Here is a 12,926-nt window from a genome sequence, read left to right on the forward strand (position 1 = left end):
ATATTTAGAAATCATTTGGTATATTAGGTTGGCGGTTATTATAGTGCTTCAATATTTCAGAATACATTTATTTGCTCTATAAATTTGCACACACCAACTTACAATTTAGTTGATATTACATTAAATGTCGCCCACCATCTAGCTGCAAACAAGTGCCTGTGGTGTATGAGTTATTTATAAGGTAATGAACGGCTTGCCAGACCACATCTGCACCAGGTTCGATGGGAAGCGCAGCTTGTTTTAAGCGCTTTTCTTTGTAGGCATTGGAATCATGTTCATTAAACATAATCAGTGCTGGGGCAATGTCATTGACCTTAATGTCAGGGGCAAATTTTTTGGCAAATGCTTTACTGGCTGTTTGCATAGCGGCTTTGCTTGATAAATAAGCAATATGGCTTTCAGTCACTTTGTTTACGCTAAAATCAGATAGCGAAATAATATCTTTAAATTCTGAGTTTGCCGCCAATAGCAAGGGCTGTAATTGATGATTTAAAAAATTAGGCACTTCAACATGCAATCTAAATAAGCTTTGGTACTCAGCCGAAAAGGCAGGAGCTTGTTCATCACTAAGCCATAATGAGGCATTATGAATAATCGCTCTTAAGCTTTTGCAGTGTTGTTTAATCTGTTTTACCAGGCCTGGTAAATTATCTATATCTTCAAAATCACATTGAATAGCAATCGCTCCCAACGCAACCAGGTTATCCACTTCTTGTCGATGAGTTTTGTAGGTAAAAATAACAGGATAATCGGTACATGTTAAAAACTGACGTACCAAATAGGCACCAATTCGTTGCGATGCTCCTGTAATAAAAACCGCATTATTTTTTAAACCATTTGACATCACAACCCTCTGACTTTGCTTAAAAACAAAACTATTAACGTAAAGATATTCACGGAGAGAGTTATTGTACCGTGTTAAGTCGAGTTTAAATCTAGGCTTTGCCCAAAAAAACGAAACTTTTATAATTTAAAAACAGCATTCACTTTCAAAAAAATGAGTCTAAACATTACATTACTCGAACCCCATATCAATATTTTTTATATAATAAAGGGCTAGCATTCATATTATTTCAGTTATTTAGAAACCATAGAGATTAAAAAGATGAAAAATCGTACATTTGATGTCGTCATTGTTGGCGGTGGAATTTCAGGAAGCGCCTTAACTTACATGCTTTCTAAATACACAAATGTTGGTTCTGTTGCCATGTTAGAAAAATATGGTTCTCTAGCTCCGCTTAATTCTCATGCTCGTTCAAATAGCCAAACATTGCACTGTGGCGATATTGAAACTAATTACACCTTAGAAAAAGCCAAACTGGTTAAACAGCAAGCCAATATGATTGTGCATTATGCTGACCAAGTTGAAAAAAATGACTTTTTATATAAGTTTCCAAAAATGATTTTGGCTGTGGGTGAAGACGAATGTGAACGTTTAGAAAAACGTTATCATGAATTTTCTGAAGCCTTTCCATACATGGAATTATGGGATGCTGAGCGTATTGCTGAAGTAGAACCTGCGGTTGCTTTAGTGGATGGCAAACCTCGTGAAGAAAAGATTTTAGCTTCGGGTTGTACCGACGAATATTCTGCAGTTAACTTTGGTAACTTGGCTAAATCCTTTATTAATAGCGCTAGAAATACCAATAAAGAAATCAATGTATCTTTAAGTAGTGAAGTTCAAAAAATTGCTAAATTTGATGACCACTATGAATTAACAACGCCTCAAGGTACTTTTTTGGCTAAGTTTGTTGTGGTTTCGGCTGGGGCACACAGTTTATTGCTGGCCAACCAATTAGGCCATGGCATGGACATGTCTATTTTGCCAATGGCGGGCAGCTTTTACTATGTGCCTAAAATGCTAAACGGGAAAGTGTATACCATGCAAAATGACAAACTCCCTTTTGCGGCATTGCATGGTGATCCTGATTTAATTGAATTAAATAAAACCCGTCTTGGACCAACTGCGTTAGTTTTACCAAAACTAGAACGTTATACAGGCGGAACTTACTGGGATTTTTGGAAAAGCTTAAAACTTGATACCAAAGTTATTCGTGTTTTTTGGGATTTAATGAAAGACAGCACGATTCGTAATTATATTTTCAGAAACTTTGCATTTGAAATACCCAAAATTCGCCAAAAACTCTTTGCTAAAGATGCCAGTAAAATCATTCCAAGTTTAAAACCTGAAGACTTAGAATACGCTGAAGGCATAGGTGGCTTACGCCCACAAGTGATAGACAAAACCACCATGCAATTAAAATTAGGTGAAGCCAGCATTGTGCCTGAAAATGAAAACCTTATTTTTAATATGACCCCTTCTCCAGGCGCTACAACGTGTTTAGGTAATGCGTACCGCGATGCGCAAATTATTGCAGATCGTTTAGGCATTGAGCTTGATCGTGAAGCCGTGGTAAATACACTGCTTGGCGGCACTGACGTTCCGCGTTAAGCTCCATTAATTTTAGCAAGCACATTACTATGAATACGCCGATACCCGTTCACCTTATTACAGGTTTACTTGGTAGCGGCAAAACCACTTGCTTGCAACACCTGATTCAGCAAAAACCTCAAAACGAAAACTGGGCCATACTTATTAATGAGTTTGGTGAGGTCGATATTGATGCTAGCCAACTTCTAGCCAGTTCAAAACAAACTGCAGATCAAAATCAAACCTTAGACAAAAACTCTAATGAAGCGAGCTCTTTACAAATTTTAGCGGTTTCTGGTGGTTGTATTTGCTGTACAGCTCAATTAGGGTTAGTGACCACGTTAAACCAGATTCTGTCTCAAGCAAAAAAACCAATTGACCGAATTTGGGTTGAGCCAACAGGTTTAGGACATCCCGCCAAAATTATTGATTCACTTCAAAAAACACCTTTTGCTAAACCTTTGCAATTGCAAAAAATCACTTGCATCATTACGCCAATGCAGCTCACACAAGATCGTTGGAAAAAATCTGCCGTTATGCGAGATTTAGTCAATTTAGCAGACACCATTGTTTTAAATAAGATTGATTTAGCTACAAACTCTCAAAGAGATGAAGCTAATGAGGTGCTGGCAAATTGCTACCCTCCTAAGAATGAAGTGATTACAACCCAATTTTCTGCCATTACTTTAAACTCGCTTTTACAAGCGAGGCCTAAAAAACCTTTTACCTTGCTTTCACCAATAACAGAACAGTCTCAACACCAGCAACATACGTCACATATTCAAGAAGAATATAATTCTGAAATTGCAGGCACCCAAAAGTGCTTTATTAGCCAAACAGAATCGGGTGAATTATTAAGCATGGGGTGGATTTGGAGCCCTGAATTACAATTTAACCGAGTAAAACTTAAAGCCTTATTTGAAGAAATAGCCCCGTACTTAATAAGAGCCAAAGCATTGCTTAAAACAGGTAATGAATGGCAATTGTTGAATTGGTCAAATCAAAATTTGCAGTTTGAGGATATTGCATGGCGACAAGATAACCGCTTAGAGTGCTTATTTAAGCCCAGCGATTCTAATGAAAATAGTGTAAAACTGTCACCCCAAGAACTTGAAAAACAAATAAAAAACACTATTAACAATTTACAATAAAACGTAATTAAACAAACTTAGTAACTATTTTTTACTGTTAGTAAACTTTTTTTACTGAATAACCCAGCATTTTAATCAATTATTTGATAGAATAATCAGCCACTTTGAGCATGTAAACATCTTTAACGTCTACATCCTCTTTTATAATTATTTCAGTGAGTTACGTTAAAATACGCTTTTGTTAAGTAGATTTATAAATCTATAGTTTATTTATAGCTATAACCCTACAAGTACAAAACAGCACTCTTTAACTCACTAAAGTCGAAGGAAATTGCATGACAAAGAACATGCCCGATATCGCGTGTCAACCGCATCACGGCCCTAATGGGAAACTTAACTGGGTAGGAATGAGCGGAATTGAACTCCCTATTCTTGTTAAACAAGCACACGCCAGTAATACAAACCTAACCGAAGTTCGCCTCTCTTCAAAAGCACAAGCTTATGTCAGTTTAGACGATCCTCAAAGCAAAGGCATTCACATGTCTCGCTTGTATCTTCTGTTAGACCAAATGGCGACTCAAGAAGTTTTAACTCCGAATAGTGTTAAATCTATTTTAGATAAATTTATTGAATCTCATCACGGATTAAGTGCCAATGCATTTGTTGAATTTAAATTTGACTATTATGAACGTCGCCAATCTTTAAAAAGTGATAATAGCGGTTGGAAACACTACCCAACCACGCTACGTGGCGAAGTACGTAATGGTCAATTTGAATGCGAACTTTCTATCACAGTACCGTATTCATCTACCTGCCCTTGTTCAGCTGCTTTATCTCGTCAATTGATTCAAGAAGCGTTTGAAGCACAGTTTTCTGGTCAAGATCTAGATTATAAAACGGTAGTAGATTGGCTAGGTACGCCAGAAGGTATTAATGCCACACCACATAGCCAGCGCTCTTATGCTCAAGTAAAAGTAAAAGTTGCTCCTGGTGATGTATTAGAAATATCAACGCTTATTAATTACATTGAAGATGCATTAAAAACGCCAGTACAAGCCACAGTAAAACGTGAAGATGAACAAGAGTTTGCTCGCTTAAATGCATCAAACTTAATGTTTTGTGAAGATGCTTCAAGGCGCTTGCTGACTCAATTAGATAAATGCGCTGAGTACCAAGATTTTTGGATACGCGTAAACCATTTAGAAAGCCTACACCCTCACGATGCCATTGCTATTGTGACTAAGGGTGTAGAAAATGGCTATATTGATGATCCAAACCTAATGGGATCTATATAACTTCTGTAACGTTATAAACCCCTAGTGAGACAAAAAGCCAGATAAGAACTTAACCTCTTATCTGGCTTTTTTAATATGTATATCTTAATTAACTCAAAAATTTACCCTATGCTCACACTGCAAATATGGCCACACGACATACCAGGCCTGGTAAATTCAATATTAAACTCAATCAAACAATTCAAAAGTCCGTTAATTTGAGTGATTATGTTAGGTCAATTCAAGGCAAGTTAAAGCGAAGTTTAGTAAAACTAAACGAGCTTTAACTTAACGCAGAAGTGAACAACATAAACAATAAACAAAGAAAGAAATCCTACAAAAAAGCCGATTTAAGACAAATTCTTAAATCGGCTTTTAGGCATAAATCAATTAATTCAAAAGACCGTTAATTTGAGTGACTATTTAGTGCTATCTCTAGGCGGAACGAGTGAAGCATAGCAACGCTATGTGAACGAATTCCAACAACGGGATAGCCTAAATAGGTCTCAAAGAATATTTGAGTGATTATTTTAGGTCAACTCAAGGCAAGTTAAAGCGAAGTTTAGTAACGCTAAACGAGCTTTAACTTAACGCAGAAGTGGACAAAATAACCTCAAAAGTTAATTTGAGTGACTATTTAGTGCTATATCTAGGCGGAACGAGTGAAGCATAGCAACGCTATGTGAACGAATTCCAACAACGAGATAGCCTAAATAAGCCTCAAATTAGAAGTAACCATTTTGAATTTCTGTATATATCTTTCTTGCATTATTTTTAGCTGCCTGTTCAAACACAGGGCGATCTTTGTACATAGATTGGTCAACGGCTTCAGCGTCTTCTATAGTACCACCTGCTTCAACAATGGGTTTAATCTCTTTTTGTAGGTAACGGAAATAATCGTAAGTTTGTTTTTTAACCGTCGCCATGTCTGTTGGTGTTCCATGCCCAGGAATGACTTTAGCGTCTGCTGGAATGGTTTTCATCATTTTATCGAATGATGCCATCCAATCAAAACTATTGGTGTAGTTAAACATAACGGGCATACGTTCATTAAAAGTTAGATCTCCCGATAAAAATAGATTTTTACTTGGTATATACACACTGGTTGATGCTGGTGTATGGCCCGGCCCGAAATCGATTAATTCAAACGTTTCTCCACCACCAACGTCAACGCTCATTTTACCTTCAAAGGTGGTAAATTTATCGGTGACATTACGTGCTGTATGAGTAATGATTTTACCAACTCGCTCTCCCCACTCTGCACGCTCTGCTTCAAAAGCTTGGTCAAATACATCATTGGCTTGTTGGCTTGAATAGAGATTTTTTACACCGACATCCACCCAATAACTGGCTCCTAAATAGGCATGGCCTTGATTGTTTTCAACCGCTAACCATTTAACGGGTTTATCTGTTATACGTTTAATTTGCTGATGAACACTGTAAGCAATGGCTGGGTTTGCGCCTGCATTAAATACAAACACGCCATCTTTGAAAATAATAAAAGAGATATTATTATTTAAACCAAAGTTTGATGGATTATGCCAAATTTGACTACCCACTATAGAATAAACACCATCCATTACTTTTGTTGCTTTAGGCAGTGGTAATTCTTGACCAATATAACCGTGTTTTTTAATCACGCCACTGACGTCATTTACATAGGCTTGAGTTGCATGGGTGGAGATTTCATCTCCCATTGATTTTAACTCTTGTTCCCAAGCTTCAAAACCTTGAACATATAAATCATCTTGTGCTGAAGCGCTAAAAGTTAATGTGGATAAAATAGCGGTTAATAATATTTTCTTCATCGTTTCACTCCTTTGTTACAAGATAATCATAACACCAACCTGATAATAATACTCATTACTAACTTCTATCTAAAGTGTGAGAATTTTTATGTTCATATACATCAAAAATGGTAATGGCCATGGCGGCAATAACAGGGCCAAAAAACAGACCAATGACACCAAAGTGCAGTAAACCCGCAAAGGTAGATAACACGGTAATTAAAGTATGGTTAGCAACTTCTAGCCCTTCGCCACCGTTGCTTAAACTTTTGGTTAAACGACTAATTAATAGAGGACGCATGACATTATCAATGACAAACCCAGTAATGACTACACCCCAAAGAGTAATAACAACAGCAGTGATGTAATCGCCTTGAATTAAGGCGTAAATAACAATGGGTATCCAAACTAATGCGGCACCCACCACGGGTATAAATGAAGTTACGGCAATAGCCATACCGATGAACAAGCCTGGTAAACCTAAAATCCAAGCTAAAATAGCAAATGAAATACCTTGCATTAACGCGATACCAACCACACTTAGCGTTAAAACTGTGGACAAGGAAGAAAAGCGATTCATAATCATTAGGTCGTAGTAGTTTTCTAATGGCGATAAAATTTTAATGTGGTGTGCAATTTTATGCCCGTCACGATAAAAGAAAAACAAGGCAAACACCGATAAACCAATAAAGGTTACAAAAGATGAGGTTGTGCCCAAAACCCCTTCAAGTAAAAATACGCTCGCTTGTTGTACAAAGCCAAGAATTTTTTGCGAATGCTCTTTTAGTTGCGCTAGAGCGTCCGCTTGAGTGGATTCACTAATCGGTAAATAACTTAAAATAGATTGATTGAGTTTAGTAAAGCTTTCGGCGTCTTGCTGGCTTAACCAAGCTTGCGCTTGATTGATTAAGCTACCAACCTGCAGACTGACCTCAACCAATAAATAGGTCACTGGAGCAATAACACCAATAAATACTGCCACACTCATAATTAAGGCTGCTGTAGATTCTGATTGTTTGCATTGAGATAAGAGTTTTTGGTAGCCCTTATAACTTGCCGTAGCTAAAATCATTGCAAAGAAAAGAGCTTCTAAAAATGGAGAAAACAACCAAATGATTACCGCTAAAGCAAGAAGCAATAAAATCATTAAAAAACCTTCCTCATAAGGACGATTGTCACGCATAATAAACCCCATAAAAATAGCTAATAAATAATGAGTGTACCCTATCATGAATACCGATATTGAAGAAGTGATTATTCGCCCTGAAGGCTCTTTACAAATTTTATCTTACCGTGAAGCACGCCAGCTTTGTGATGTGTCTGACGAAGGGTTAAATGACATTTTATTACGTTGTGCTTTAGCCGTATTAAACACGGGTTCTGAAGCCGATAATGAACTCGCTTTGTTAGAAAAATACCCTAATTTTTCTATTTCTGTTGGCGTAAAAGGACGCGGTGTGCAATTGGTGATAAAACACGCACCTCACCATGCATTTGTAGACAATAAACTTATGACAGCGCTTAAAGAGCATTTATTTGCTGTTATTCGTGACTTAATTTATTCACGAAATGAAGTTTTATTTAGCCCCAAATTAGACCTAACAACGCCACACGGTATTACTAATGCCGTTTTTCATATAGCGCGTAACGCGCAATTAATGAAACCGAACGAAACCCCAAATATTGTGGTCTGTTGGGGTGGTCATTCTATTCCTGAAAAAGAATACCATTACAGCAAACACCTAGGTTATGAACTTGGCTTACGCAGTATAGATATTTGTACAGGATGCGGCCCAGGTGTTATGAAAGGTCCAATGAAAGGGGCTATTTTAGGGCATGGCAAACAGCGTTATAAACAAGGTCGCTATATAGGAATGACTGAACCTGGCATTATTGCCGCAGAAGCACCGAATGCGTTTGTTAATGAGTTATGCATTATGCCCGACATTGAAAAAAGATTAGAAGCTTTTGTTCGGATTGGACACGGCATTATTATTTTTCCTGGTGGCCCTGGCACAATGGAAGAACTGCTGTATCTATTAAGTATTTTATTAAACCCTAAAAACGAAGATATTGCCCTGCCCGTAGTATTAACTGGGGATGAAAGTAGCCAAGCCTATTTTGACGGTATCTTGCACTTTTTAGCTGAAACCTTAGGTAAAGCAGCCATAGATAAACTCAAACTCATGATTGATCAGCCAAGAGATATTGCGACTTACATGAAAAACCAAATGGAAGTGGTCAGACAAGACCGTAGATCAAGTAGTGATGCATATTATTTCAATTGGCGTTTAACATTCGATCTTGAGCATCAACAACCATTTATTCCGACTCATGAAAATATGGCCAAACTCAATCTACACAAAGATCAGCCAGTACACAGTTTAGCGGGTCAATTACGCAAAGCTTTTTCTGGCATTGTAGCGGGTAATGTTAAAGCCGATGGTATTAGAGAAATTGAACGTAACGGCCCATTTGATTTACATGGTGACAAAGATATTATGAAAGCCATGGATACACTATTACAAAGTTTTGTAGATCAAAAACGTATGAAACTAGATACCAGCGACTATCATCCTTGTTATAAAATACACAAATAAATTAAAACGACCAGGCCTGGTAAATTGCTCGCCACGTCACATTACAGAGATACTCATGACTTTTGAAGAACTGGATTTAGACAGCGTCCTATTGGATGCCATTCAACAACAAAAATACCACAAGCCTACGCCTATTCAAGAAGCGGCGATTCCGGTTCTTTTAGAACGTAAAGACTTACTGGCTGGTGCGGCAACAGGCACAGGTAAAACAGCGGCCTTTGTATTGCCTATTTTGCAATACCTGTTGGACGAACCCCAATACAGTGACCAACCAAGAGTGTTACTTTTAGCCCCTACCCGAGAATTAGCGTTTCAAATTCATAAGGTTGTTAAAGAGTTTGGTGAAAACTGTCATTTTGAAACCGCCATTATTACCGGCGGTTTTAAAATGAGTCAGCAAATAGAAACGCTTAAAAAACCGTGCGATATTATTGTTGCCACGCCTGGTCGTCTAGCTAAAATAATGGAAGAAGATTACGTCAACCTATCCGATGTTGAAATTTTAATTATCGACGAAGCCGACCGTATGTTAGACATGGGTCAAGGCCCAACCGTTAGAGCTTTGATTGAAGCGATACCTGGCGACTTTCAAGCAGGATTATTCTCAGCCACCTTAAGCGGTTCGGGCGTTGCCAAATTTGCCGATGAAGTGTTAGATAACCCAGAAATCATTCAAGTAGATGCGCCAAACCAACAATCGCTACAAGTACAACAAGGCTTGTATTTAGCCAATGATAAAGCCCACAAACAAGCGATTTTGACCAACTTATTAAAAGATTCAAGCTGCCAAAGCGCCATTGTTTTTTGTAATAAAAAAGACAAAGCGATTGAAGTCACTGAGTATTTGCAATCTCAAAACTTATCGGCACAAGTGTTACATGGCGACTTTATTCAAGCGGTACGTCTTGAAAAAATGCAAAAGTTTAAAAACGGTAAAATCAAAATACTAGTGGCCACTGATATTGCGGCTCGTGGTTTGGATATGCTTCATATCACCCATGTAATCAATTATGACTTACCTTATAGAGGCGATATTTACATTCACCGTATTGGACGCACAGGACGAGCTCAACAAGTGGGTGTGGCCATTAATATTGTAGAGCATCACGATATTGCCAACCTTGAACGCATTGAATATCATCTGCAACAAAAACTGCCTGAAGCGTATATAGAAGGGTTAGAACCAAGGTTTAAACTGAAAGATGCCATGAAAAAACTCAGTACTAAAAAGAAACCTAAAAAGACAGCCGCTAAAAAGAAAGCCAAAAAAGCCCCAAAAAAGAAACGTTAAATACCCAGGCCTGGTAAAAACTGAATTTTAAATTTGATTTTACCAGGTCTGGTAAAACGTATTTTATTACGTTTGTTTATTGAGATGATCCGTTACATTTAATAACGGTTTTACTGATTATCTTTAACAGGCATGGTAGAAAGATGATCAAAATAATAATGCGCTAAAGCAATAACCGCTAATACAGGTACAAACAAACCAATTAACGGTAAAGTACTCATCAAAAATAAAGCCGCTACAGCACCCGTTGGCGCCCAATTTGTCATCTGCTTAACTTCGTTAAACATAGATTCAGGCAATATAACTTGCCCTACATCTTGAACAATTGAATACCTAAAAAACATAAAACCTAATAACCAAAACCACACCACATTTAACAATGGAATAAACAACATTGGAATGGTCACCAAAAACAGCAATAGCAATAAAAAGCCATAGACCAATAGCTTCCAAATCATGCCCAGCATAGTACCATGACCAGAATAATCGGTATTTGGATAATGTTTATCATGCACAACTTTTACCAAGCTATCGGTCATAAAACCTGTAATAATCATGGCAAAAATCAATATTAGATAACTGCCCAACAATACGCCAAGTACACCAGCAATAACGGCAAATACCACACCAAAAATCCAAAGCAAAGCGCCCCCAATAAAGGGAACTGCACCAATAGATTGTTGCGCTTCTTCTTGCCAAACCGTAATATCATGCACAATTGGGTTCTGCGTTACAAAATCGCTGACCAAAAACATGCCAAACATGCCGTAGCCTAAAATTGACACTAAAATAATCGCCGCGACAAAAGGCACAAATAAACGCCATAAAATAGCGGGTTCTTTTAAATCTGATAAGGTTTTAAACAATAAATCGAACATAAAGTCCCTTTTTGGTAACCGCAATCCATAATTAAACTTTTATACTCAATGGCCTTTAAATTAAAGGCCATTGAGTGGTAAAGCGCTATTTAATCCAAATTGATTTTACATTGGTAAATTCACGAATTCCATTGGCTGCCAATTCACGGCCGTACCCTGAATTTTTAACACCACCAAATGGCATTTTAGGATCAGAAAAACTGAAGTGATTCACAAACGTTGCACCTGATTCCATACCTCGTGCCATCGTTTCTGCCGTGGCAAGGTCATTTGTCCAAATAGAACCACCTAAACCAAAGTCTACACCATTAGCAATGCCCAAGGCATGAGCTGGCTCTGTGGCTTTAATCACAATAGCCACAGGTCCAAACAACTCTTCATGATAGGCCGGCATATTACTGGTAACATCCGTTAATATGGTTGGAGCGTAATAACAACCAGGGCGGTCTAATTGATAACCGCCAGTGACAATTTTGGCACCCAGTTCAACAGATTTCATGACTTGTTGATGCAATTCATCCAATAAATCTTGTCGAGCCATTGGGGCTAAAGTGGTTTCTGGATCTAATGGATCACCAGCTACAAATTTTTCTTCAACGGCTTCTTTAAATTTATCCACAAATTCTTGTGCAATAAACTGGTCTACAATAAATCGTTTTGAAGCAATGCAGCTTTGTCCCATATTTTGGAAACGACCAATAATAGCGCCTTGAATAGCTTCATCCATATTTGCGCTATCCAATACAATAAAGGCATCTGAACCACCTAATTCAAGTACAGTTTTCTTTAATTCAGACCCGGCAATACTCGCAACTGAACGTCCGGCATTTTCACTGCCTGTTAAACTAACTGCTTGAACAGCTGGGTGACGAATGACTTGCTCAACCATTGAAGAACCAATCATTAAGTTTGAAAATATATGGTCTGGAAACCCTGCTTTACGAAAAACTTCTTCCATAGCTAAAGCGCATTGCGGAACATTAGAGGCATGTTTTAACACCGCAGTATTACCTGCAATTAATGCAGGCGCCGCAAAACGAAATACTTGCCAAAATGGATAGTTCCAAGGCATAACCGCTAAAACAACACCTAAAGGCAAGTACGCAACAAAACTTTTGCTCGCATCGGTTTCAATCGGTTCATCAGCTAAAAAAGCCGGGCCATTCTCTGCATAAAAGTCACAAACAAGGGCACATTTTTCAATTTCAGCTTGGGCTTCTTTGGTTGTTTTACCCATTTCTAAGGTAATTAATTCTGCTAAAGGAACCACATCGTCTCTTAAAACCTCGGCAACTCGTTTAATCATGGTGCAACGATCTTCCATAGGCGTTAATTTAGACCAATCTTCAAACATATAACCAGCTTGAGTCAGCGTGTAATCTAAAGTTTCTCTATCCCAGGTATCAAACTCAATAAGTAACTCACCTGTTGCTGGATTAATGGACTGCATTGTCATAAAACTCTCTCCTAAACGTGTATGGCTATTTATTGAGCTGCATCACAATCTTGCTACCAAATAGCCCCTAAAAACAAATAAAGCCGACAAAAGCCGACTTTTAATGCGATGTATTTAA

The 12,926-nt window shown here is 37.9% G+C and carries 10 protein-coding genes; 5 read left to right on the top strand and 5 right to left on the bottom strand.

Features of this window, described 5'->3' with window-relative positions:
• Positions 1–115: 115 nt before the first annotated feature.
• The gene (folM, locus tag ACYQ0E_RS11435) at positions 116–844 is read right to left on the bottom strand and encodes a dihydromonapterin reductase (RefSeq protein ID WP_460188356.1); all 729 of its coding nucleotides are present in this window, start codon (positions 842–844) and stop codon (positions 116–118) included.
• 261 nt (positions 845–1,105) lie between these two features.
• On the opposite strand from folM, the gene ACYQ0E_RS11440 reads away from it, so the two are divergent.
• The 3 genes from ACYQ0E_RS11440 to folE2 all read left to right on the top strand — a co-directional run bounded on the left by ACYQ0E_RS11440 (position 1,106) and on the right by folE2 (position 4,817).
• Positions 1,106–2,452 (top strand): FAD-dependent oxidoreductase, encoded by a 1,347-nt coding sequence (locus ACYQ0E_RS11440; RefSeq protein WP_460188357.1) that lies wholly within the window; start codon positions 1,106–1,108, stop codon positions 2,450–2,452.
• Between the two features lie 29 nt (positions 2,453–2,481).
• Complete coding sequence (locus ACYQ0E_RS11445; protein ID WP_460188358.1) at positions 2,482–3,582, top strand: CobW family GTP-binding protein; 1,101 nt, start codon at positions 2,482–2,484, stop codon at positions 3,580–3,582.
• 275 nt (positions 3,583–3,857) lie between these two features.
• The gene (folE2, locus tag ACYQ0E_RS11450) at positions 3,858–4,817 is read left to right on the top strand and encodes a GTP cyclohydrolase FolE2 (protein WP_460188359.1); all 960 of its coding nucleotides are present in this window, start codon (positions 3,858–3,860) and stop codon (positions 4,815–4,817) included.
• Between the two features lie 704 nt (positions 4,818–5,521).
• Here folE2 and ACYQ0E_RS11455 read toward each other — a convergent pair.
• Both ACYQ0E_RS11455 and ACYQ0E_RS11460 read right to left on the bottom strand, forming a co-directional pair.
• Entirely contained in the window at positions 5,522–6,604 is a 1,083-nt protein-coding gene (locus ACYQ0E_RS11455; protein ID WP_460188360.1) for an MBL fold metallo-hydrolase, read from the bottom strand.
• 58 nt (positions 6,605–6,662) lie between these two features.
• Entirely contained in the window at positions 6,663–7,766 is a 1,104-nt protein-coding gene (locus ACYQ0E_RS11460; protein ID WP_460188361.1) for an AI-2E family transporter, read from the bottom strand.
• Between the two features lie 46 nt (positions 7,767–7,812).
• Between ACYQ0E_RS11460 and ppnN the strand changes: the two genes are divergently transcribed.
• Both ppnN and ACYQ0E_RS11470 read left to right on the top strand, forming a co-directional pair.
• On the top strand, positions 7,813–9,183 hold the full coding sequence (gene ppnN, locus ACYQ0E_RS11465; protein WP_460188362.1) for a nucleotide 5'-monophosphate nucleosidase PpnN: 1,371 nt from the start codon (positions 7,813–7,815) through the stop codon (positions 9,181–9,183).
• Positions 9,184–9,238: 55 nt separating this feature from the next.
• Positions 9,239–10,474, top strand: coding sequence for a DEAD/DEAH box helicase (locus tag ACYQ0E_RS11470; protein ID WP_460188363.1), 1,236 nt, complete (start codon positions 9,239–9,241; stop codon positions 10,472–10,474).
• A gap of 110 nt (positions 10,475–10,584) precedes the next feature.
• Here the strand turns inward: ACYQ0E_RS11470 and ACYQ0E_RS11475 are convergent, their stop codons facing one another.
• Complete coding sequence (locus ACYQ0E_RS11475; RefSeq protein ID WP_460188364.1) at positions 10,585–11,352, bottom strand: EI24 domain-containing protein; 768 nt, start codon at positions 11,350–11,352, stop codon at positions 10,585–10,587.
• Positions 11,353–11,437: 85 nt separating this feature from the next.
• Positions 11,438–12,808 (bottom strand): NAD-dependent succinate-semialdehyde dehydrogenase, encoded by a 1,371-nt coding sequence (locus ACYQ0E_RS11480; RefSeq protein WP_460188365.1) that lies wholly within the window; start codon positions 12,806–12,808, stop codon positions 11,438–11,440.
• Positions 12,809–12,926 lie beyond the last annotated feature (118 nt).

The sequence above is a fragment of the Thiomicrorhabdus hydrogeniphila genome, assembly GCF_054656895.1.